The organism is Pseudomonas sp. DW-iso17, assembly GCF_058725345.1.
Genome location: NZ_JBZXEA010000032.1, coordinates 164,877 through 186,915 on the forward strand (window position 1 = coordinate 164,877; position 22,039 = coordinate 186,915).

18 protein-coding genes are annotated in these 22,039 nt (G+C 61.4%); 15 read left to right on the forward strand and 3 right to left on the reverse strand.

The annotated features are described in order from the left end of the window. Window positions 1–7 precede the first annotated feature (7 nt). From AC4PS6_RS18965 to pepN, 6 genes are read left to right on the forward strand one after another with little or no spacing between them, the layout of a single operon-like run. The gene (locus AC4PS6_RS18965; protein ID WP_003217892.1) at window positions 8–898 is read left to right on the forward strand and encodes an NAD(+) kinase; all 891 of its coding nucleotides are present in this window, start codon (window positions 8–10) and stop codon (window positions 896–898) included. Continuing rightward, window positions 895–1,869: a metallophosphoesterase gene (locus tag AC4PS6_RS18970; protein WP_162236638.1), complete on the forward strand. Its 975-nt coding sequence runs from the start codon at window positions 895–897 to the stop codon at window positions 1,867–1,869. The genes AC4PS6_RS18965 and AC4PS6_RS18970 overlap by 4 nt, the downstream gene beginning before the upstream one ends. Beyond that, complete coding sequence (locus tag AC4PS6_RS18975) at window positions 1,866–2,735, forward strand: rhomboid family intramembrane serine protease (RefSeq protein ID WP_336826374.1); 870 nt, start codon at window positions 1,866–1,868, stop codon at window positions 2,733–2,735. The genes AC4PS6_RS18970 and AC4PS6_RS18975 overlap by 4 nt, the downstream gene beginning before the upstream one ends. A gap of 14 nt (window positions 2,736–2,749) precedes the next feature. After that, the gene (locus AC4PS6_RS18980; protein WP_003190750.1) at window positions 2,750–3,010 is read left to right on the forward strand and encodes a YeaC family protein; all 261 of its coding nucleotides are present in this window, start codon (window positions 2,750–2,752) and stop codon (window positions 3,008–3,010) included. Then, a complete protein-coding gene (locus tag AC4PS6_RS18985; RefSeq protein ID WP_336826377.1) occupies window positions 3,007–3,837 on the forward strand; it encodes a DUF2797 domain-containing protein in 831 nt (276 codons plus the stop codon). Before AC4PS6_RS18980 ends, AC4PS6_RS18985 begins: the two co-directional genes overlap by 4 nt. Window positions 3,838–3,850: 13 nt before the next feature. Continuing rightward, a complete protein-coding gene (gene pepN, locus AC4PS6_RS18990; RefSeq protein WP_058410561.1) occupies window positions 3,851–6,508 on the forward strand; it encodes an aminopeptidase N in 2,658 nt (885 codons plus the stop codon). Between the two features lie 121 nt (window positions 6,509–6,629). Here pepN and AC4PS6_RS18995 read toward each other — a convergent pair whose 3' ends face one another. From AC4PS6_RS18995 to AC4PS6_RS19005, 3 genes are read right to left on the reverse strand one after another with little or no spacing between them, the layout of a single operon-like run. Continuing rightward, window positions 6,630–7,487 carry a metal-dependent hydrolase gene (locus AC4PS6_RS18995; RefSeq protein WP_019820224.1) on the reverse strand — a complete coding sequence of 286 codons (858 nt, stop codon included), beginning with the start codon at window positions 7,485–7,487 and terminating at the stop codon, window positions 6,630–6,632. Window positions 7,488–7,502: 15 nt separating this feature from the next. Then, entirely contained in the window at window positions 7,503–8,393 is an 891-nt protein-coding gene (locus AC4PS6_RS19000; protein ID WP_020301543.1) for an SDR family NAD(P)-dependent oxidoreductase, read from the reverse strand. Further along, the gene (locus AC4PS6_RS19005; protein ID WP_336826380.1) at window positions 8,390–9,928 is read right to left on the reverse strand and encodes a flavin-containing monooxygenase; all 1,539 of its coding nucleotides are present in this window, start codon (window positions 9,926–9,928) and stop codon (window positions 8,390–8,392) included. Before AC4PS6_RS19005 ends, AC4PS6_RS19000 begins: the two co-directional genes overlap by 4 nt. A 287-nt stretch (window positions 9,929–10,215) precedes the next feature. Here AC4PS6_RS19005 and AC4PS6_RS19010 point away from each other — a divergent pair, with 287 nt between their 5' ends. The 9 genes from AC4PS6_RS19010 to AC4PS6_RS19050 all read left to right on the forward strand — a co-directional run bounded on the left by AC4PS6_RS19010 (window position 10,216) and on the right by AC4PS6_RS19050 (window position 22,030). Beyond that, window positions 10,216–11,214, forward strand: a complete 999-nt coding sequence (locus AC4PS6_RS19010; protein ID WP_032903562.1) for an alpha/beta fold hydrolase — start codon at window positions 10,216–10,218, stop codon at window positions 11,212–11,214. A gap of 295 nt (window positions 11,215–11,509) precedes the next feature. Continuing rightward, window positions 11,510–12,790, forward strand: coding sequence for an alkane 1-monooxygenase (locus AC4PS6_RS19015; RefSeq protein WP_020301540.1), 1,281 nt, complete (start codon window positions 11,510–11,512; stop codon window positions 12,788–12,790). A 125-nt stretch (window positions 12,791–12,915) separates the two neighbouring features. Further along, a complete protein-coding gene (gene praA / locus AC4PS6_RS19020) occupies window positions 12,916–13,410 on the forward strand; it encodes an alkane oxidation protein activator PraA (protein ID WP_019820220.1) in 495 nt (164 codons plus the stop codon). Window positions 13,411–13,544: 134 nt separating this feature from the next. Further along, window positions 13,545–14,030 carry an alkane oxidation protein activator PraB gene (gene praB / locus AC4PS6_RS19025; protein ID WP_014718293.1) on the forward strand — a complete coding sequence of 162 codons (486 nt, stop codon included), beginning with the start codon at window positions 13,545–13,547 and terminating at the stop codon, window positions 14,028–14,030. 141 nt (window positions 14,031–14,171) lie between these two features. Further along, window positions 14,172–15,617, forward strand: a complete 1,446-nt coding sequence (locus AC4PS6_RS19030) for an outer membrane protein transport protein (RefSeq protein WP_014718294.1) — start codon at window positions 14,172–14,174, stop codon at window positions 15,615–15,617. Window positions 15,618–15,834: 217 nt separating this feature from the next. Continuing rightward, window positions 15,835–18,345: an acyl-CoA dehydrogenase gene (locus tag AC4PS6_RS19035; protein ID WP_336826385.1), complete on the forward strand. Its 2,511-nt coding sequence runs from the start codon at window positions 15,835–15,837 to the stop codon at window positions 18,343–18,345. Between the two features lie 152 nt (window positions 18,346–18,497). Beyond that, entirely contained in the window at window positions 18,498–19,841 is a 1,344-nt protein-coding gene (locus AC4PS6_RS19040; protein WP_336826387.1) for a 3-oxoacyl-ACP reductase, read from the forward strand. Between the two features lie 3 nt (window positions 19,842–19,844). Continuing rightward, the gene (locus AC4PS6_RS19045; RefSeq protein WP_014718297.1) at window positions 19,845–20,735 is read left to right on the forward strand and encodes a MaoC/PaaZ C-terminal domain-containing protein; all 891 of its coding nucleotides are present in this window, start codon (window positions 19,845–19,847) and stop codon (window positions 20,733–20,735) included. Then, window positions 20,732–22,030 (forward strand): acetyl-CoA C-acetyltransferase, encoded by a 1,299-nt coding sequence (locus tag AC4PS6_RS19050; RefSeq protein ID WP_014718298.1) that lies wholly within the window; start codon window positions 20,732–20,734, stop codon window positions 22,028–22,030. Before AC4PS6_RS19045 ends, AC4PS6_RS19050 begins: the two co-directional genes overlap by 4 nt. Window positions 22,031–22,039: the final 9 nt, after the last annotated feature.

Here is a 22,039-nt window from a genome sequence, read left to right on the forward strand (position 1 = left end):
GAGCCCCATGGAGCAATTTCGCAATATCGGCATTATCGGTCGCCTGGGCAGTACCCAGGTGTTGGACACCGTCCGCCGGCTGAAGAAGTTTCTGCTCGAGCGCCACCTGCATGTGATCCTCGAAGACACCATCGCTGAAATCCTCCCTGGCCATGGCCTGCAAACCTCGTCGCGCAAGATGCTCGGCGAGGTGTGCGACATGGTCATCGTGGTCGGTGGCGATGGCAGCCTGCTCGGCGCTGCCCGGGCGCTGGCGCGCCATAACGTGCCGGTGCTGGGGATCAACCGCGGCAGCCTGGGCTTCCTCACCGACATCCGCCCCGATGAGCTGGAAGTCGAAGTGGCCAAGGTGCTCGACGGCCATTACCTGGTGGAGAACCGCTTCCTGCTGCAGGCCGAAGTGCGCCGCCATGGCGAGGCGATCGGCCAGGGCGATGCCCTTAACGACGTGGTGCTGCACCCCGGCAAATCCACGCGCATGATCGAGTTCGAGCTGTACATCGATGGCCAGTTCGTCTGCAGCCAGAAGGCCGACGGCCTGATCGTCGCCACACCCACAGGTTCCACCGCCTACGCGCTGTCGGCCGGCGGCCCGATCATGCACCCCAAGCTCGATGCCATTGTGATCGTGCCGATGTACCCCCATATGTTGTCCAGTCGGCCAATTGTGGTCGATGGCAACAGTGAGCTGAAAATCGTGGTGTCCAAAGACATGCAAATCTACCCGCAAGTCTCCTGCGACGGGCAGAACCATTTCACCTGCGCCCCCGGTGACACCATCACCGTAAGCAAGAAGGCACAGAAGTTGCGCTTGATCCACCCGCTGGATCACAACTACTACGAAGTGTGCCGCACCAAGTTGGGCTGGGGCAGCCGCTTGGGAGGTGGAGGCGACTGATGCTCGATCCCGCGCGTAGCTACGACCTGATTGGTGACGTGCACGGTTGCGCTCATACCCTTGAGCACTTGCTCGACCAATTGGGTTACCACAAGCAGGGCGGCACTTGGCGCCATCCGTCACGCATGGCGGTGTTCCTGGGCGATATCATCGACCGTGGCCCGCGCATCCGTGAGGCGCTGCATATCGTCCACGATATGACCGAGGCCGGCCAGGCGCTGTGCATCATGGGCAACCACGAGTTCAATGCGCTGGGCTGGACCACGCCGGCACCGCCGGGCAGCGGCAAGCAGTTTGTGCGTGAGCACAACCCGCGCCACGCCCGCTTGATCCACGAGACCCTGACCCAGTTCGAACACCACCCGGCCGACTGGCACGACTTCCTCGGCTGGTTCTACGACATGCCGCTGTTTGTCGATGCCGGGCGTTTCCGCGTGGTGCACGCGTGCTGGGACGACAGTTTTATCCAGCCGCTGCGCGCCACCTTCCCGGATGGCTGCATCGACCCGCACTTCCTGCAAGCCGCCGCCGTACCGGGCAGTTTCGCCTGCAATGCATTCGACCGCCTGTTGCGCGGCACCGATATGCGCCTGCCCGATGGGCTCACCCTGACCGGTGGCGATGGCCTGACGCGTTCGTTCTTTCGCACCAAGTTCTGGGAAGACGACCCCAAGACCTACGGTGACATCGTGTTCCAGCCCGACGCCTTGCCGGAGCCGGTGGCACGCACGCCGTTGTCGTCCACACAAAAGAATTCTTTGCTGCGCTATGGCGTCGATGAACCGTTGTTGTTCGTCGGCCATTACTGGCGTAGCGGCAAACCCGCGCCGATCCGCCCGAACCTGGCCTGCCTGGACTACAGCGCGGTGCTGTACGGCAAGCTGGTGGCGTATCGACTGGACCAGGAAACCCAGCTGGATCCGCGTAAATTCGTATGGGTCGACGTTGAGCGACCAGAGGCCATTCCATGAGTACCGTAGCTGTATTGCGCTTGCCCCTGAGCGTCGACCTGGGTGGTTTCGTCAAGTTGCTGCACCGCATGCAGGTGCCGCACCGCGTCAGCGAGGAGGCCGGTGAACAGGTGCTGTGGGTGCCCGAGGCCATCAGCGACGACGTGCGCGTGCTGTATCAACGTTTCCCCGCTGGCGACCCGGACCGGCAACTGGACATTCCCGAGCAGGCGCCGGTTGCGCGGCCCGGCTTTGTCCAGCAAGTGCGCCATAGCCCGGTCACCGCGCTGGTTTTACTGGCCAGCCTCATCGTCGCGGCCGTGACGTTGCTCGGCGAAAACCTGCAAACCATGGCCTGGCTGACCTTCCTGCCGTTCCGGGTGCTGGGCGAGTACATCCAGTTCACGCCGTTGGCTGACACCCTGGCCTCGGGGCAGTGGTGGCGCCTGGTCACGCCGATGCTGATCCACTTCGGCATCCTGCATCTGGCGATGAACGGCATGTGGTACTGGGAGCTGGGTCGGCGCATTGAAGCGCGCCAGGGCAGCATCAACCTGCTGGGCCTGACCCTGTTGTTCAGCCTGGTCTCCAACTACGCGCAATACGCCTACGGTGGCCCCGGCTTGTTTGGCGGCTTGTCTGGCGTGTTGTACGGCCTGCTCGGGCACTGCTGGATCTTTCAATTATTGTCGCCCAACCCGGCCTATCGCCTGCCCCGTGGGGTGCTGGTGATGATGCTGGTGTGGTTGTTGCTCTGCCTGTCGGGGCTGGTCTCGATGATCGGTTTCGGCGAAATCGCCAACGCGGCCCATGTGGGCGGGTTGGTCATCGGTTGCTTGACGGGTTTGCTCGGCGGTTTGTACAACCGTCGCAAAGCGTCTCTTTGATAAGGAAGAGCCTTATGTCCTCTTTTGCTGAAATGATCGAAAACATCACCCCGGACATCTACGAGAGCCTCAAGCTCGCGGTAGAGATCGGCAAATGGTCCGATGGCCGCAAGCTCACCGCCGAGCAGCGCGAATTGTCGTTGCAAGCGATGATCGCCTGGGAGATCCAGAACCTGCCCGAAGAGCAGCGCACCGGCTATATGGGCCCGCAGGAGTGCGCGTCCAAATCCGCGCCAGTACCGAATATCCTGTTCAAGTCGGATGCGATCCATTGATTGAAATTGGTCGCGGTGCAGTCAGCAAAATGTCGGCGCAGCTCGGTGAGCCGACCGTTCAATACGCCTTTCGCTTAGGAAGCACCGAGGTGCCGGTCAATCCGCTGATCGGTACCCATATCCGCCTGGAATACCTGGGCGCGATTCATTGCAGCCATTGCGGGCGCAAGACCAGGACCAGCTTCAGCCAGGGCTACTGCTACCCCTGCATGACCAAGCTGGCCCAGTGTGACCTGTGCATCATGAGCCCCGAGCGTTGCCATTACGACGCCGGTACCTGCCGCGATCCGGGCTGGGGCGAGACATTCTGCATGACCGACCACGTGGTGTACTTGGCCAACTCGTCGGGCATCAAGGTCGGCATTACGCGTGCTACGCAGTTGCCCACCCGTTGGCTGGACCAGGGCGCCAGCCAGGCGCTGCCGATCATGCGCGTGGCGACACGCCAGCAATCGGGCATCGTCGAAGACCTGTTCCGCAGCCAGGTGGCCGACAAGACCAACTGGCGCGCCTTGCTCAAGGGCGACGCGCAAGCGGTGGACCTCAAGCAGGTGCGTGATGAGCTGTTCGCCTCTTGCGCCGAGGGCTTGCTGGGTTTGCAGGAACGCTTTGGCCTGCAAGCCATCCAAACCATTGCCGACATCGAGCCGATTGAAATCCGCTACCCGGTCGAGCAGTATCCGACCAAGATCGTCAGCTTCAACCTGGACAAGAACCCGATTGCCGAAGGCACGCTGCTGGGGATCAAGGGCCAATACCTGATCTTCGACACCGGCGTCATCAACATTCGTAAATACACGGCCTACCAGCTCGCCGTGCATCAGTAGAAGGATCCCCAGCATGCGCACCGAACAACCGAAGATGATTTACCTTAAGGACTATCAGGCGCCGGACTACCTGATCGACGAGACGCACCTGACCTTCGAGTTGTTCGAGGACCACAGCCTGGTCCACGCGCAGCTGGTGATGCGCCGCAACCCCGAGCGCGGCGCCGGTTTGCCGCCATTGGTGCTCGATGGCCAGCAACTTGAGCTGTTGAGTGTCAACCTGGCCGACCAGCCGTTGACGGACGCTGACTACCAGCTGACCGACAGCCACCTGACCGTGCAGCCCAAGAGTGAGACCTTCACCCTCGACACCACCGTCAAGATCCACCCAGAAACCAACACCGCCCTGGAAGGCTTGTACAAATCCAGCGGTATGTTCTGCACCCAGTGCGAGGCCGAAGGTTTCCGCAAGATCACCTATTACCTCGACCGCCCGGACGTGATGAGCGTGTTCACCACCACGGTGATCGCCGAGCAGCACAGCTACCCGGTGCTGTTGTCCAACGGCAACCCGATCGCCAGCGGCCCCGGTGAAGACGGCCGGCACTGGGCGACCTGGGAAGACCCGTTCAAGAAACCGGCCTACCTGTTTGCCTTGGTGGCCGGTGACCTGTGGTGCGTTGAAGACAGCTTCACCACCATGACCAACCGCGAAGTCGCGCTACGCATCTACGTCGAGCCGGAAAATATCGACAAGTGCCAGCACGCCATGACCAGCCTGAAAAAATCCATGCGCTGGGACGAAGAGACCTACGGCCGCGAGTACGACCTGGACATCTTCATGATCGTCGCGGTCAACGACTTCAACATGGGCGCCATGGAGAACAAGGGCCTTAACATCTTCAACTCCAGCGCCGTGCTGGCCCGCGCCGAAACCGCTACAGACGCCGCTCACCAGCGCGTCGAAGCCATCGTTGCCCACGAATACTTCCATAACTGGTCGGGCAACCGCGTGACCTGCCGCGACTGGTTCCAACTGTCGCTCAAGGAAGGCTTCACCGTGTTCCGTGACTCGGGCTTCTCTGCCGACATGAACTCGGCCACGGTCAAACGCATCCAGGACGTGGCGTACCTGCGTACCCACCAGTTCGCTGAAGATGCCGGCCCCATGGCCCACGCCGTGCGCCCGGACAGCTTTATCGAGATCTCCAACTTCTACACCCTGACCGTGTATGAAAAGGGCTCGGAAGTGGTCGGCATGATCCACACCTTGCTCGGTGCCGAAGGCTTTCGCAAAGGCAGCGACCTGTATTTCGAACGCCATGACGGCCAGGCCGTGACCTGCGACGACTTCATCAAAGCCATGGAGGACGCCAATGGCGCCGACCTCAGCCAGTTCAAGCGCTGGTACAGCCAGGCCGGTACCCCGCGCCTGGCGGTGAGCGAAGCCTACGATGCGGCGGCCAAGACCTACAGCCTGACCTTCCGCCAGAGCTGCCCACCCACTCCGGATAAGGTCGAGAAGTTGCCCTTCGTGATCCCGGTGGCGCTGGGCTTGCTGGACGGGCAGGGCGCCGGCATTGCCTTGCGCCTGGCCGGTGAAGCGACGGCGGGCGACACTTCGCGGGTAATTTCGGTAACCGAAGCGGAACAGACCTTTACCTTCGTCGACATCGCTGAAAAACCCTTGCCTTCGTTGCTGCGTGGTTTCTCGGCGCCGGTGAAGCTCAGCTTCCCCTACAGCCGCGATCAACTGATGTTCCTGATGCAGCACGACAGCGACGGTTTCAACCGCTGGGATGCCGGCCAGCAGTTGGCCGTGCAGGTGTTGCAGGAGCTGATCGGCCAGCATCAGGCGGGCCAGCCGCTGAAGCTTGATCAACGCTTGATCGACGCGCTGCGCACGGTGTTGAGTGATGAAAGCCTGGACCAGGCCATGGTCGCCGAAATGCTCTCGTTGCCGAGCGAAGCCTACCTCACGGAAATCAGCGAGGTGGCGGATGTGGACGCTATCCACGCTGCCCGCGAGTTTGCCCGCAAGCAACTGGCCGACAACCTGTTCGAAGGCTTGTGGCTGCGCTACCAGGCCAACCGCGAGCTGTCCAAGCAAACGCCTTACGTGGCAGAAGCCGAGCACTTCGCCCGGCGTGCGCTGCAGAACATCGCGCTGTCGTACCTGATGCTCAGCGGCAAGCCAGAAGTGTTGGCGGCCACCCTGGATCAGTTCGACACCAGCGATAACATGACCGAACGCCTGACGGCGTTGGCGGTGTTGGTGAACTCGCCGTTCGAAGCAGAGAAAGCCCAGGCCTTGGCGGTGTTTGCCGAAAATTTCAAGGACAACCCGCTGGTCATGGACCAATGGTTCAGCGTACAGGCCGGCAGCACCTTGCCGGGCGGGCTGGCGCGGGTCAAGGCGTTGATGGAGCACCCGGCGTTCACCATCAAGAACCCCAACAAGGTGCGCGCACTGGTGGGCGCATTTGCCGGGCAGAACCTGATCAACTTCCATGCGGCGGATGGCTCGGGCTATCGCTTCCTGGCCGACCTGGTAATCCAGCTCAATACCTTGAACCCGCAGATCGCCTCGCGCCAACTGGCGCCGCTGACACGCTGGCGTAAATACGACAGCGCCCGGCAGGCGCTGATGAAGGCGGAGCTGGAGCGCATCCTGGGTGCGGGTGAACTGTCCAGCGATGTGTTTGAGGTGGTCAGCAAGAGCCTGGCGTAACCCTCACTGCCTTAACGCGATCCCCCTGTGGGAGCGGGCTTGCTCGCGAAGGCGGCGTGTCAGTCGACATCAGTATGACTGACCCACCGCTTTCGCGAGCAAGCCCGCTCCCGCATTTAGGTCAGGAGGCGTCAGTTTGATAAGCGTCGTAGCTGCGGCGCGTGCGCTCTATCTCTTCGACCAACCGGTCAATGCCCGCCAATCGTGCCCGGTTGTCATGATCCCAGGGATGAAAGCCCGGCTTGAAGTAATGCAGCCACGGCCGGCACATCCGTGGAAACACACCCTTGGGCCCATACAAGAACTTCACCATGCGCCACAAGCCCTTCAGCGTGCCGCCCGAAGTGCGGTCGGCAATCAACAGGCGCACGTGAAAATCCAGCACCACCACCCAGAACAGCACGCTGGTGGTCAGCATGGTGCCGGTGCGCAGCAGGTAACGTGCAGGCCCTGGCTTGATCACCCTGTTCCACACATCGAACGCCACGGCTTTGTGTTCGGTTTCTTCCAGGGCGTGCCAGTACCACATCTGCTGGTAACCCTTGAGTGAGTCGCCAAAGCGCGAAGGGTCGCTCAGCAGGATTTCCGCGAGCATGGCGGTGTAGTGTTCCAGGGCGATGGTCACCGCCAGGTTGAACGACGCCGGCAGGTGTTTTTTCTGCAGGTCGAGGAAGAACTTCAGGCGTCGGTCGAGGGAGTGCGCCGGCAGACCGGCCGCTTGCAGCAAGTCGTTATACGCCACGTGTTCACGGCTGTGCATGGCCTCCTGGCCGATAAACCCCTGGATCTCTTTTTTCAGTTCGGCATCGTCGATCTGCCCACGGTAGTGGCGCACGCTGTCCATGAAGAACAGCTCGCCCTGGGGAAACAGCAGCGACAGGGCATTGAAGAAATGGCTGACCACAGGCCCTTGTTCGTGCCAGTTCTTGATGCGCTCGGCAGGCAAGGCAAAACGGATATCGCGACGGATCGGCAGCATGGTGCGTGCTCCTGTTCAGAGTCGAGGCTCGTCGTTGGTTTCAAACACGGGCGTGCGCGGCTTGGGCGCCATGCGCTTGCTGGCAAACACCACCAGGGCCTGATAGGCCGCCGGCAGGCAACGGGCGAGCAGGTCGAGGAAATAGGCATCGCGGCCAATCAGCACGCGACGCTTGTTTTTGCGTACGCCTTGCAGGATCACTTTGGCGGCCTGGTCGGCGTCGGTGATGAAGAGTTTTTCGAAATCGGCGCGGGCTTGTTGCTCGCTGTGGATGAGAAAGCCGGTCATGTTCGCGTCGATGCGGCTGCTGCGGCAGATGTCGGTACGAATGCCACCGGGGTGCACACAGGTGGCCGACACGCCGCAGCGTTGCAGGTCGAGTTCCTGGCGCAAGGCTTCGGTGAAACCGCGCACGGCGAACTTGGTGGCGTTGTAGCCGCTCATGCCGGGCTGGGCGAACAGGCCGAACACGCTGGACGTATTGATGATATGCCCGTCGCCGCTGGCCTTGAGGTACGGCAGGAATGCCTTGGTGCCATGCACCACTCCCCAGAAGTTGATGCCGACGATCCATTCCAGGTCGGCGTAATCCACGCCTTCGACGGTGCTCGACAGCGCCACCCCGGCATTATTGAAGACCAGGTTGACCTTGCCGTGCTCGGCCACGCAGCGTGCTGCCCAATCGTGCATGGCCTGGCGGTCGGACACGTCCAGCACTTGGGTGGTGACAGTGACGGGCGACAAGGTCGAGGTGCGGATCAGCGCCAGGGTCTGTTCCAGGCCCTGGCTGTTTTTGTCTGCCAGCGCCAGATGACACCCTTCCCGCGCCAGGGCCAGGGCCAATGAGCGGCCCATGCCGGACGCCGCGCCGGTGATCGCCGCGACGCGGCCGTTGAATGACTTCATGACAGGCTGCCTTCTGTGGTGGAGTGGGGCGTTGCAACCGCTCGCGGCAGGGCGGGCGCCGGCGCCTGGTTGACGCTGTAGTCTTTGAGGGCAAAATGCCGGGTGACCTGCTTGAAGCGCCAGGTCGAGCCGGGCCACAGCGTGGTGTTCTTGCCGGTGCGCGGGTCGAGGTACCAGCTCTGGCAGCCGCCGGTGTTCCAGATGGTGCGCTTGAGCTTGTCCTGCAACTGCTGGTTGTAGGCGTGCTCCACGGCGTGTTTGACCTCTACCGTGGTAAGGCGCTGGCGCTGCATGTGTTTCAGGGCGTCGAGAATGTACGCGACCTGAGCCTCGATCATCAGGATCATCGAGTTATGCCCCAGGCCGGTGTTGGGGCCCACGATCAGAAACAGGTTCGGGTAGCCCGGCACGGTGGTGCCTTTGTAGGCATGGGCGCCATCGCGCCAGGCATCCATCAGGTCGATGCCGTCACGGCCGATGATGCAGCCACGGGGCAACGGGTCGCTGGCCTGGAAACCCGTGCCGAAGATCAGGCAATCGGCGGGGTGCTTGATACCGTCGGCGGTGATCACGCCGTCGGCTTCGATGCGCAGCACGTTGTCGGTGACCACCTCGACATTGCTGCGCGAGAGTGCCGGGTAGTAATCGTTGGAAATCAGCACGCGCTTGCAGCCGATGGTGTAGTCCGGCGTCAGTGTTTTGCGCAGGGAAGGGCGGGCCACCTGTTTGCGCAGGTGACGCAGGGCGATTTTCTGCACCATTTTCATCAGGCGTGGATGCAGGGCAAAGCCCACCACGCGGCCTTCCAGTGCCCAGTAAAGCGCAGCACGCACCAGCTTCTGGGTGAGCGGTACATGCTTGAACAACCAGCGCTCGGCAGTGGAAATCGGCCGATCAGGCTTGGGCATGATCCACGGCGGTGTGCGCTGGAACAGGTCCAGGTGCGCCACCTGCGGGGCGATCTGCGGCACGAACTGGATGGCGCTGGCACCGGTGCCGATTACCGCCACGCGCTTGCCCTTCAAGGAGTACTCGTGATCCCACTGCTGGGAGTGGAAGCGCTTGCCCTTGAAACTGTCCAGCCCTGGGATATCTGGCATTGCCGGGCGCGACAAGCCCCCCATTCCCGACACCAGCACCCGTGCGCTGACGTGGCGGCCGTTAGTGAAGGTCAGTTGCCAGCGCTGCTGTTGTTCATCAAACAGCGCCCGTTGCAGGCCCATGCCAAAGCGCAGGTAGGGCGCCAGCTTGAAGCGCCTGGCGCAGTCTTCCAGATAGGCGCGTATCTCGGGTTGCGCCGCGAACTGTCGCGTCCAGTTCGGGTTGGGCGCAAAGGAAAACGAATACACATGGGACTGCACGTCGCAGGCGCAACCTGGGTAGTGGTTGTCGCGCCATGTACCGCCGAGGGTCTGGGCCTGTTCGGCGATAAAGAAGTCGGTGAGCCCGGCTTCCTTGAGTTTGATCGCCATGCACAGGCCCGCGAACCCGGAGCCAATGATGGCGATGTCGATTGAGTCACTGGGGGCAATCATAGGGCTGCCTCGTCAATAAAGCGCTTGGGCATCGGATGTGCTCCTGTTTTTGTTTTGTCTTTTAGATAGAACACCATTGCAAAGGAAAATTGAATTAATTATTTTAAAAAAGATTTTAAATAATCTACCTGAAAAATTCGCCTACGCTAGGGCCTTGTTGCGCATGAGCGATTTGTCCGACGGACGAACGTGGTATGCATGAAGTCTAGGTCCAGGGTGTGGACGATGGCTGGGGCCAGATCAATTCCGGTCGGGTCGCCAGCAGCAGGGAAGCAGAGGACCGAGCTATGGCTGTCGAGTGGGTTGTCGCTGCGGGTGTGCTGGCGGGCGCCAGTGCGGCGTTATGGGGCTTGAGTGCCTGGATGACGCGGCGCATTGAAGCGACCGTGCCGATCAACGGGCGTTTCGTCGAGGTGGATGGCGAGCGCTTTCATTATGTCGAAGAGGGCAAGGGCCCGCCGCTGGTGATGATTCACGGGCTGATGGGCAGCAGTCGCAACCTGACCTATGCCTTGTCCGGCCAGTTGTGTGAGCATTTTCGGGTCATCAGCCTCGACCGGCCGGGCTCAGGCTATTCCACCCGGCACAGCGGCACGCCGGCAGACTTGCCGGCCCAGGCGCGACAAATCGCGGCCTTCATCAAGACGCTGGATCTGGGCAAACCGCTGATACTGGGGCACTCCCTGGGCGGAGCGATTGCCCTGGCGCTGGCCCTCGACCATCCTCATGCGGTGTCCGGGTTGGTGCTGGTTGCGCCCTTGACTCACCCCCAACGCATGCTGCCGCTGGTGTTCCTGTCTCTGGCCGTGCGCCCGGCCTGGCTGCGGCGCTGGGTGGCGCACACCTTGACCTTGCCCATCGGGCTGCTGACCAAAGACTCGGTGGTGAAGGGCGTATTTGCCCCCGATCCTGCGCCGCCGGACTTTGCCACCCGTGGCGGCGGTTTGCTGGGCATGCGCCCCGACAATTTCTACGCCGCGTCCACCGAGATCAACCGGGTCAACGACCACCTGCCGGAGATGGTCAAGCGCTACTCCCGATTGACCCTGCCCATCGGCCTGATCTACGGCGCGCAGGACAAGGTGCTCGACTTCCAGAAACACGGCCAGGCCCTGGCCAGCAAGGTGCCAGGGCTGAAAATGCAAGTGATCGAAGGCCGTGGGCATATGTTGCCGATCACCGCCACCGAGCGCGTGGCGGCGCTGGTGGAGCAGGTGGCCAAGCGGGCTCGACCCGGCGAGAGCGTCCGGCCGTTAAACCCACCTGTCGCCCTGGCGAGCCAGTAACAGTGCCACCTGACTGCGGCGCCTGGCGTTGACGCCTGCCCCTGAACACCTGACCAAACGGCTGAAAAGAGACTGCTCGGTCACGGAGAAAAGGGCTGGAGAAACTAGTTGACGACCTAACGATTCCGCGCTATTTATTTAAAAAAATTATTTCAATGTGTAATTTGAAATTATTTTTGAAATGCCTAAGAGCGAATAAAATAATGAAAAAAACGCCTTTTATCGCATGCATGATTTCTCGCAGCAGTCAGCGCACCGCTGCCGCATTGCCTACCGAATGTGTGCGGAGGCTGCCATGAACCAGACTCTGGCAGCTGCGACCGTGTGGGCCGACGGCAAACGCCACCTGTGGTGGCTGGGCATTATGCCGCTGGCGACGCCCTTGCTCTCCGGTGCCCTTGCCATCACCACAGGCGTGCAACAACTGTGGTGGGTGGGCGTGCTGGTGATCTTCGGCTTGATCCCGCTGATTGACGGCCTGCTCGGCGAAGACGTCAGCAACCCGCCCGAATCTGCGGTCAGCCACCTTGAATCCCAACGCTACTACCGCTGGATCGTCTACACCGGCGTGCTGTTTGTGATTGCCTCGGTGGTGATCACCGGTTGGCTCGCTGCGGGCGGTATCGACTGGATCATCAACGGCGGCCTGTTACAGGCCACGGCCACCCTGGAACCCTCGAACTGGCTGGCCAGGACCGCCGCGTTCATCACCGCACGCACTGAACTTCACGGTGCAGTCAGCTGGTTGACGTATGTGGGCATGGCCATGTCCACCGGGGCCGCCACCGGCATTGCCATCAACACCGCCCATGAGCTGGGGCACAAACCCAAGCCTCTGGAAGTGTTCCTGGCCAAGGTCACCCTGGCGCCAACCTTCTATGGCCACTTTTACACCGAACATAACCGTGGCCATCACGTACGGGTCGCCACGCCGGAAGACCCGGCCAGCTCGCGCCTGGGTGAAAGTTTCTGGGCATTCCTGCCGCGTTCGGTGTGGTTCAGCGCTGTGTCGGCCTGGAACCTGGAGCGCGAACGCCTGCGCAAACTCGGCCTGCCGGCCCTGCACTGGAAGAACGCGGTGCTCAGCGCCTGGATGTACAGCGTGGTGTTGTGGGGCGCAATGATTGCCTGGCTGGGGGCGGCGGTAATTCCGTTCCTGATTATCCAGGGCATCTACGGGTTCTCGTTGCTGGAAGTGGTGAACTATGTCGAGCATTACGGCCTCAAGCGTCAGAAGTTGCCCAATGGCCGTTATGAACGCTGCTCGCCGCGTCACTCGTGGAACAGTAATCGAATTGTCACCAATATCTTTCTGTTCCAGTTGCAGCGGCACTCCGATCACCATGCCAACCCCACGCGCAGTTATCAGTCGCTGCGTCACTTTGATGAATCACCGCAACTTCCCTATGGCTACGCCAGCATGATTGTCTGGGCTTATGTGCCGTACTTGTGGCGGCGTCGCATGGACCATCGTGTACTGAATCACTATGCCGGCGATATCAACCTGACCAATCTTCAGCCGTCAAAGCGTTTGAAGTATCTGGAGAAGTACAGCGGTAGTGCCAAGCCGTTTTGAGATGAAGTAAGCCTTCAGGGTGTACTCGGGATCTGTGTATCGCGCAGGTCCTTGTCGCCCGGCGTTTTGAGTGCAAGAACCTGGTTTGACCCTACAACAATAATTTCAAGGGAAGGACGTACACCATGCAAAGTTCTGCCAAGTTCACCGCCCACATCTTCTTGGCGGCCATGGGCCTGATTGTGTATCACCAGGCTCAGGCTGCGCGTATCGAACCCGCTGGCAGTGCCTTCACTGCCCAAGGACCTATCAGCTTTTCCAAAGGCAAGCTCATCAGTGCCGACTGCACCATCAAGGTAGCCGGCAAGGTTGCAGCCGATGGTTCATCGGTGAATGTCGACAAAGTCGAGTTCGACGGTGGCCTCAAGTGCAGCCGTGTCGAAGCCATCAACTTGCCTTGGGTGTTAATCGCCAAAGATACAAAAAGCGGCTCCATGTCGAAGATCAGCGTGGACGTGCATGCCTTTGGCCTGGGTGGCAAGTGTGGGCCGTCGACGGCCGACGGTACTTGGGATAACGCCACCGGCAAGTTGGAAGCCGCCGATGTTGCGATTGGCGAAGACTGCAAGATCAAGACGGTGTCGATCAAGATGCCGGCCAACTTCAAAGTTGTCGAATAACACGTTCCGACAGTTGTAGCGGTAAATGCATTGAAATTTGGCTGGAAAGGGAAGTTCTGCAGTTTCACCGTGACCTCTCGATCATGGCCATTACCCCTGGCGAAATGAATCGCCATAACATGTGAGGAAAAACAATGAAAAGCTTGAAAACCCTCGTTTGTGCAACTTCGTTTGCTCTGTGCTTTGGTGCCGCCTCCATGGCGAGCGCGGCGTCCGTTTCTCCAGACGGTCCGTTCTCGACTAATGCCGGTACCATCGTGGTGAAGTCGCCCTCATCCTTCGGTGCGGCAGTGACTTGCGGCATTACCTTTACCGGCAACGTTAGCGGTGGCGTGGCTTCTATCAACGGTGCGTCCTTGACCGGCGGTGGCCTGTGCGCACTGCCCACGCTGACTAACCTGCCTTGGGTTCTTACCGCAGCGACGGGCACCACCGGCACCGTGACCAACGTAGGCTACAAAATCTCCTCGATTCCGGCCACTAACTGCGGCCCTACCACCATTGCCGTGGCGTGGACTCCTGGTACCAAAACACTTTCGGCCACCAATCAGTCGCTGACCGGCAACTGCACCGTCGTATCGCTGAATGTTGTTGCCCCGACGCTGACGGTTAACCCGTAAGCATGTGACTCCAGAGGGCTGATCACCCGTGAAAGGCCGATGCCTCATGCGAGGCATCGGTTGGGCAGGGTACTTACGGTGTGCCTGCGGCCACACGACCCACCGGCAGGGGCCGGGCGAAATAATAATAAGGAGCAGCGCATGAATAATAAGAAACAACACGCTCACACGTTACTGGGGTTGGCGCTGTTGGGAGGTTTGATGACCACGGGACATGTGCAGGCGGGCGGCTTCTCCACGCCAACCTACGGTGCGCCTGGCTGGGGCCGCGCGTTTGGCGGCGGTTCATTGTTCAAGAACGACCCCAGTGCCGCGTACAACAACCCGGCGGCCATGGCGTTCATCGATTCAACTATCGCGCAGCAGACTGTCGATTATGCCCGGGTCAAGATCAAATATTCGGGTCAGGCTTTTGACCACAACGGTAATCCTGTGACCAATACGCCGGTATTGGATGATCAGGGCAGCATGGGCGATCCGACGCTCAATAACAATAACGGGGGGCAAGGTGGCTTTACCGCGTGGCTGCCAACCGGTTTCCTGGTGATCCCCATCGGCGACCGCTTTGCGTTTGGCTTGAGCCAGGTGGTCCCCCAGGGCATGAGAACAACTTGGAACGAAGACTCCAAGCTGCGGGATTTTGCAGTCGACACCAAAATTGAGACCGTTGGCCTGACAGGCTCACTGTCGTTCAAGGTCAATGACCAGTTTTCGGTCGGCGGTGGCGCCATCGTCCAACGCAGCCAGGGATTTGTCAGCCAGAACGTCGACTTGCTGGCAGCGGCGGACGTCTCTCCCGGACTCGGCGGGACCGGCTTTCCGACCGGTGTAGGGCATTCGTTGATGCGTGTGAAAGTCGATAATATCTCGGTCGGTTGGTTTGGCGGTGTGGTATGGAAGCCGACGGCGCAAGACACACTGGGCTTGAACTATCACGCCAAAATCAAAAACAAGATGACCGGCAAATACAATGTCTATACGGATGCTATCGGTCGCAACGCGATGACCAATCCTATTGGACCGAACGGCGAAACATTGGTTGAAATGGCGTATCCGGGGCTGAAGCTTTTCCCGGACGGGGCGCATGCCAGCACTCAGTTGGATATTCCGGCTACTGCGGCGATTGACTGGGTCCACCAGTTCAATGATCGCTGGACATTAGGTGTCAGCGCCCAGTGGACTGAATGGTCTTCGTTCAAAGACCTGACACTCAAGTCGCAAGGCTCGACTATTGTTGCCATCCCCTACAACTACAAGAACGCCTGGATGACCTCGATCGGTGGCGACTATAAAGCCACTGACGAACTTACCCTGCGTGCCGGTGTAGCTTACGACCAGACACCTACCCGTAACTCCACGCGTGACCCCCGGATCCCCGACGGCGACCGCTATTTCTTGGCGTTTGGTGCCGGTTATGACATCAAGGCTGTGCCTGGTCTGTCAGTGGATGCCGCGTATTCGCACCAATTCGTCCAGAAGGTCAATCTGAAGACCAAGAACGTTGATCGTCTCGGAGCCGCCCAACTGGACGGCAAAGCCGAATCGTCAGGTGATGTGGTCAGTCTGTCGGCTACCTACAAGTTCTAAAGGGCACGTGGAGCAGTTGTCGAGCAGGGTTCCCAGTGCACCTGGAGACCCTGCCGGGGCTGTTTAGGCTGTTCTGGTTTCTTATTCCACAAGGCTGAGTCGTTCAGCCTGATTTTTTTCGTCAACATACTAAATAAAAATTTCAAAACATTATTTGAATTTATGATTTGAAGTTTGTAGTGTGGTTTTACGCCCTGAATCAAGTAGAGGTATCCCCATGCTTATCTGGTTATTGGTGGGTCTCGCCGCCGCGATTGCCCTGGCGTATCGACAAGCCGCCGCCACCCTCTGGCTGGGCGCTGGCCTGGTCTGGTTAGCGGCGGGTTATCTGTTCAACGCGGTGGCCGTGCCGGGCATTACCCTGGCGGCGGTATTGGTGGTGGTGCCCGCCTTGGTGCTGGCAGTCAAACCCCTGCGCCGCAAGCTGCTGACTACCAAGGCCTTGGGCCTGTTTCGTACAATCATGCCGGCGATGTCCGATACCGAGCGTGCGGCCATCGAGTCCGGCACGGTGTGGTGGGATGCCGAGCTGTTCAGCGGCAAACCCGACTGGCAGCGCCTGCTGCAAGCCGCGCCGGCCAGCCTGAGCGCCGAGGAGCAAGCTTTCCTCGACAACGAAGTCGAAACCCTGTGCGACATCGCCAACGACTGGGAAACCACGCAAGTCTGGCAGGACATGTCCCCCGAGGGCTGGCAGTACACCAAGGAGGCCGGGTTCCTCGGCATGATCATTCCCAAGCAGTACGGCGGCAAAGGCTTCTCCCACTACGCCCATTCCCAGGTGGTGATGAAGCTGTCGACACGTTGCTCGGCGGCAGCCATTTCGGTGATGGTGCCTAACTCCCTGGGGCCGGCCGAGCTGCTGCTGCATTACGGCACCGACGCTCAGCGCAACTACTACCTGCCGCGCCTGGCACGCGGTGACGATATTCCGTGTTTCGCCCTGACCAGCCCGTATGCCGGCTCCGATGCCGGCGCGATCCCTGACCTGGGCATCGTCTGCAAAGGCATGCATGAGGGCGAGGAAGTACTGGGTTTCAACGTGACCTGGGACAAGCGCTACATCACCCTTGGCCCGATTGCCACGGTGCTGGGCCTGGCGTTCCGCGCCGAAGACCCGCAGGGCTTGCTTGGCGCGCCTGGTTCCCTGGGCATTACCTGTGCGTTGATCCCCACCTCCCATCCAGGGGTAAACAGCGGCCGGCGTCACTGGCCGTTGAATGCGGTTTTCCAGAACGGTCCTACTACCGGCAAGGATGTGTTCATTCCCTTGGAGTGGGTGATCGGTGGTCGCGAACAAATCGGCAACGGCTGGCGCATGTTGATGGAATGCCTGGCGGCAGGCCGGGCGATTTCCCTGCCATCGGCCAACGTCGGCCTGGGTAAAGTGGCGGTGCGCGGTACCACAGCCTATGCGGCGATGCGCAAGCAATTCGGCCTGCCCATCGGCAAGTTCGAAGGTGTACAGGCGCCGCTGGCGCGCATGGCCGGGCATCTGTATGCCTGTGATGCGGTGCGCAAGGTGTCGGTGGCATCCCTGGACGCCGGCGAGAAACCGTCGGTGATCTCGGCCATTGCCAAGTACCACGTCACCGAGCGGGCGCGCATCATCGTCAACGACGGCATGGACATCGTCGCCGGCAAAGGCATCTGCATGGGCCCCAATAACTTCCTCGCCCGTGCCTACCAGCAAAGCCCCATCGCCATTACGGTGGAAGGTGCGAACATCATGACCCGCTGCCTGATCATCTTTGGCCAGGGCTTGATTCGTTGCCATCCCTACGTGTTCCGCGAGATGGAAGCGGCGCGCAACCCCGACCGGCGCAAGGCCCTGGAAGACTTCGACAGCGCAATGTTTGGCCATGTGAGTTTTGTCGTGGCCAACACTGTACGCGCAGCGGTGCATGCCCTGACCGGCGGACGCCTGATTGCGGCCCCGGCCAAGACCGACTCGGCGCTGGCTGCCTACTACCGCCAGGCCAATCGGCTGTCGGTGGTGCTGGCGCTGATCTCGGATATTTCCATGGGCGTGCTGGGCGGTGCCCTCAAGCGCAAGGAAAGTATTACCGGGCGCCTGGGGGATATTTTGTCGCAGTTGTACATCTTGTCTTGCGTGCTCAAGCGCTTCGAGGATGACGGCAGGCCCCAGGCGGACTTGCCGCTGGTGCACTGGGCGGCCCAGGACGCCTTGTTGCGCGCCCACGAAGCCTTGGCCGAAGTGCTCGACAACTACCCTTCAAAGCCCGCAGCAGCAGTGGTGCGGGCGTTGAGTTTTCCGTTTGGCATCCCGCAGCGCAAACCGTCGGATCGCCTGTTGGCGCAGGTGGCGGAGGTGGTGCAGACCCCTGGCGAAACCCGCGACCGTTTGCTGGCCAACTCCTACATTCCCCGTCCGGAAGTCGACAAGCTGGCCTACGGCGAATTGGGTTTCCGTTTGCTGCCCCAAGTGGAGCTGATCGAGGCGCGGCTCAAGCCCGCCATCAAGCAAGGTCTGCTCGGTCCGCTGCCGATCTCTGCCACGGCCTTCACCGACTGGCGCGTGAAGGCGCGGGCGCTGGATTTGATCAGCGACGACGAAGACGCCTTGCTGGCGCGCTATGTGGAATACGCCGACCACGGTATCCAGGTGGACGACTTTCCCCAGGACTTTGGTTTGCTGGAGGCCCTGCAGCAGCGTAAGCAGGCGCTCGAGCCGGTGGCCAAACGGCGCAGCGCTCCGGTCAATTAAGAGAACCCCGGTCCACCTGTGGGAGCTGGCTTGCCTGCGATGGCATCACCTCGGTTTGACTGACACACCGAATCGCGGGCATCGCAGGCAAGCCAGCTCCCCCATTCGATCGGGTTTACAAGACAGCCATTGTGTTGTGAGTGGAACCCTCTATGAGTGACAGTTACCTTTCGTTTGTTAATTCCCCCTGGGGCCGGCGTCTGGCCCAGGCGGTCGGCTTGCCGCAACCCTTGCCCCTGCAACGGCATCGCAGCGGCCAGGCCGGCCTGGCTAATCCTGTGATCATCGCCGGGGCAGGGCGGCTGGTGGCCTCGGTGCAGCGCGTGTTCAGCGCCACCGACACCGTCGCCGCGAGCCCGGCGACGCTCAAAGCACCGTCCACGGTCAAGGTGCAAGGCGCGGTGTTCGACGCCAGCGGCGTGACCGACCTGCAACAGCTGGATGAGCTCTACCTGTTCTTTCACAGCAATGCCAAGCGCCTCGGCCAGCATGGCCGAGTAGTGGTGCTCGGAACGGCACCCGAGCATTGCGACGACTTGCCCCAGGCCATCGCCCAACGCGCCCTTGAAGGCTTGGTGCGGTCGCTGGCCAAGGAACTGCGCCGCGCGATCACCGTGCAACTGCTGTACGTGGCGCCGGGCGCGGAAGACGCGCTGGACAGCAGCCTGGGGTTTTTCCTGTCGCGCCGTTCCGCCTATGTCTCGGGGCAAGTGGTGCGCCTGGAAAAACCGGTCGATGGCCACGCCGCCATCAACTGGGACAAACCCTTTGCCGGCAAACGTGCCCTGGTCACCGGCGCCTCCCGTGGCATCGGCCTGGCGATTGCCCAGGTGCTGGCGCGCGACGGTGCCCATGTGGTGTGTGTGGACGTGCCCCAGGCCCAGGAAGCCTTGCAGCAGGCGGCGACCAGCGTGAGCGGTTCGGCGTTGCCCCTGGATATCACCGCCGCCGACACCGCCGCACTGTTGCAAACCCACGTCAGCCAATATGGCGCCTTTGATGTGGTGGTGCACAACGCCGGCATCACCCGCGACAAGACCATCGCCAAAATGACCGAGGGCGCCTGGCGCAGTGTGCTGGCGGTCAATCTCGAAGCGCCGTGGCAGCTCAGTGAGGCCTTGCTCGACAGTCAGGGTTTGAACCCTGGTGGGCGCATTGTGTGCGTGTCGTCGATTTCCGGTATCGCCGGCAACCTGGGGCAGAGCAACTACGCCACGTCCAAGGCCGGGGTGATCGGCCTGGTACAGGGCCTGGCACCGCGTGCGGCAGCCCGGCAGGTCACGGTAAACGCGGTGGCGCCCGGCTTTATCGAGACCCAGATGACCGCGAAGATCCCGCTGATGATCCGCGAAGCGGGGCGGCGCATGAATTCGTTGTCCCAGGGCGGGCAACCCATCGACGTGGCCGAGACCATCGCCTGGCTGGCGCATCCGGCGTCGGGCGGCGTCAATGGCCAGGTGGTGCGGGTGTGCGGCCAAAGCCTGTTGGGAGCCTGACCGATGGACTACGTGACACAGATCATCGACCCACCGCCGTCGCGCACGCAGTTGTTGCTCGACGGCCTGCGCGCCTTGCGCAAACCCAAGCCCGACGGTGCGCCGCCATTGCCCACCGCACGCCTGGTGCGCAGCGCGGTGGAGCTTTCGTCGGCCGGTATCGCCGCTTACTCACGGGCGTGTGGTTTTCGTCGCGAGCAGGGCGTGCCATTGTCCTATCCCCATGTGCTGGCGTTCCCACTGCACCTCATGCTGCTGACTCGGCCAAGCTTTCCGTACCCGGCCAGTGGCATGGTGCACCTGGCCAATCGTATTCGTCAGCACCAGCGCTTGCACGAGGGTCAGGCGTTGCGCCTGGAGGTGTATTGCGAGCGCTGGGTGGCCCATCCCAAAGGGCAGGCGTTGAGCATTGCTACCCGTGCCTACAGCCAGGAAACCCTGGTGTGGGAAAGCGATAGCCTGTATTTGCGCCGTGACGTCAGCAATCCGGTGGGTGAACCCTGGAATGACCCTCTGCCGCTACAGGAAGACGGCCTGTTACGCACCCAGCGCTGGGTACTGCCCGCCGACCTGGGGCGACGCTTTGCCAAGGTCTCGGGGGATTTCAATCCCATTCACACGTCGGTCATCGGTGCCAGGCTCTTCGGCTTTCGTCGCGCCATCGCCCATGGCATGTGGACCCTGGGCCGCGCATTGGCAGCGCAACAGCCGCCCGGTGGCCTGGACCAGGCCGAGGCACATTGCGACTTCAAATTGCCGATCTTCCTGCCCGGCCAGGTCGCCCTGTGGCGCCACCCGGCGAGCGGGCCACGGCGCGAGTTCGAAGTGCGCAATTTTGTCGGGGACAAGCCCCATATGCGCGGGCTATTCATTTGGAAAGAGAGCCAGCAATGAGTGACTACAGTTTTACCCCGGCCCCGACCCGCCGCGTGGCGATTATCGGCGGCAACCGTATTCCATTTGCGCGCTCCAACACGGTGTATGCCCACGACAGTAACCAGGACCTGCTGGTCGCCGCCCTGCAAGGGTTGGTGGAGCGCTACAACCTGCACGGCCAACGCCTGGGCGAGTTTGCCGCCGGGGCGGTGATCAAGCACTCGCGGGATTTCAACCTGGCGCGCGAGGCGCTGTTGTCCACCACGTTGTCTGCGCAAACCCCTGCCTATGATGTGCAACAAGCCTGTGGCACGGGCCTGGAAGCCGCGCTGCTGGTGGCGAATAAAATCGCCCTCGGCCAGATCGAGGTGGGCATTGCCGGTGGCGCCGATACCACTTCCGACGCGCCCATTGGCATCAACGAATCCTTGCGCCATACCTTGCTCGCGGCCAATCGCGCCAAAAGCCTGGGCGACAAGCTCAAGGCCTTGATGAAAGTGCGCCCATCGATGCTGTTCAAACCATTGCTGCCGCGCAATGGCGAGCCGCGCACCGGGCTGTCCATGGGCGAGCACTGCGAAGAAATGGCCAAGCGCTGGCAGATCAAGCGCCTGGCCCAGGACGAGCTGACCCTCACCAGCCACCAGCGCCTGGATGCGGCCTATCAACGCGGCTTCTTCGACGACCTGATCAGCCCCCACCGCGGCTTGGCCCGTGACAACAACTTGCGTGCCGATATCAGCCTGGAAAAGCTCGCCGGCTTGTCGCCGGCCTTCGACCGCCAGAACGGCACGCTCACCGCCGGCAACTCCACGCCCCTGACCGATGGCGCCTCGGTGGTGCTGCTGGCCAGTGAAGAATGGGCAGCCGCCCATGGCTGGCCGGTGTTGGCCTACTTGCGCACGGGCGAAACGGCTGCGGTGAATTTTGTCGACGGCACCGAGGGCCTGCTGATGGCGCCGGCTTACGCCGTGCCACGCATGCTTGCGCGGGAAGGCTTGAGGTTTGCCGACTTCGATTTCTTCGAGATCCACGAAGCGTTCGCCGCCCAGGTGCTGTGCACGCTCAAGGCCTGGGAAGACCCGCAGTATTGCCGCGAGCGACTCGGCCTTGACGCCCCCCTGGGCGCCATCGACCGGGCCAAGATGAACGTCAACGGCGGCTCACTGGGTTGCGGCCATCCCTTTGCGGCCACCGGTGGCCGGCAGCTGGCGGCGCTGGCCAAGGCTATCCATGAACGCGGTGGCGGTCGCGGCCTGATCTCGATCTGCGCGGCGGGTGGGTTGGGCATCACCGCCATCGTCGAAAAGTAGCGCTATCAA